Below are 1,227 nucleotides of genomic sequence, written 5' to 3'. Positions count from 1 at the left end.
CGCCCGCCCATGGCGAAGGCGGCTACCAGGTCAACGGCCAGTGCAAACCCTTCGATGTGATCGACGAGCAATGGGTGGCCCGCTGGAATCTGGCCTCTTCCACCGATCCGGAGGCAGTGGGTCAGAACGAGGCGGTCACTCGCCGGGTGATCCGCACCGAGGAATACGGCCCGGTAATCGGCTTTGCCACCGTGTCCGGCCTGCCCGTGGCGGTCACCCGCCAGCGCAGCACCTACTTCGCCGAGCTGGATACCGCCCTGCCGTTCCTGCAGGCCAGCCGCAACGATGTGCACGACGTGCAGAGTTTCTACGACGTGTTCCACAACACCACCGGCAGCTTTAACTGGTTCTATATCGATGACCGGGATATCGCCTACTTCCACTCCGGCGACTACCCGCAACGGGCCAACGGCATCCATCCGGAGCTGCCCAGCTGGGGCAATGGCCAGTACGACTGGAACGGCTTTATCCCGCAACAGGCGCACCCGCAGGAGAGCAACCCGCCGCGCGGCTACCTGGCCAGCTGGAACAACCGCCCGGCCCGGGACTGGTGGGCAGCCGACGCCCATGCGCCCTATGGTTCCGCCCATCGCAACGACATCCTCGATGTGCGTCTGCAGCAACTGGTTGAGGAAGGCAGCGTGACCCGGGCGCGCATGGTGGAAGCCATGGGCGACGCCGCCACCGTAGATCTGCGCGGCCAGGAAATCGTCCCCGCCGCCCTGGCGTTGCTGGAAAGCGCCCCGGTCACCGGTGATCAGGACAGCGCCATCCGCCTGATGCAGGACTGGGTCGCCAACGGCGCCCTGCGCCGGGACCGGGACGGTGACGGCAACTACGACGAGGAAGCCGCCGTGGCCCTGATGGATGCCTGGTACCCGCTGATGATCGACATCCTGCTGCCGCAGATTACCGCTGTGGAAGACGTGGATGGCCAGAACCTGTCACTGATGGGCCGCGACAACAAACCCGGTGCCGGCGGCTCCGCCTACAACAATGGCTACTACGGTTATCTGGAGCGGGTGCTGGAACAGGCCGCGGGCACCAGCGCCAGCCCCTACCGGGCCCTGCGCTGCGCCGGCAGCGATGACCTGGCCACCTGCCGCAGCGCCCTGGCCAACAGCCTCAACCAGGCCATAGCAGAACTGGGCGGCATCGCCAGCATGGACAGCTGGAACGTGGACGAAAGCCAGGACCAGATCCAGCACCGCGCCATCGGCCTGGCCA

Annotated in this window: 1 protein-coding gene; it reads left to right on the top strand. The window is 66.3% G+C overall.

Annotation, left to right across the window (positions count from 1 at the left end; translation table 11 throughout):
- Positions 1-1,227: penicillin acylase family protein (locus HUJ17_RS00795; protein WP_290508919.1), on the top strand; the 1,227-nt coding region annotated here is incomplete at both ends.

Origin of the sequence: Alcanivorax sp. (genome assembly GCF_014762765.1) — a bacterium.
In the GTDB taxonomy this organism is placed as follows: Bacteria; Pseudomonadota; Gammaproteobacteria; order Pseudomonadales; family Alcanivoracaceae; genus Alcanivorax.
This window is presented reverse-complemented; position numbering and strand designations above follow the sequence as displayed.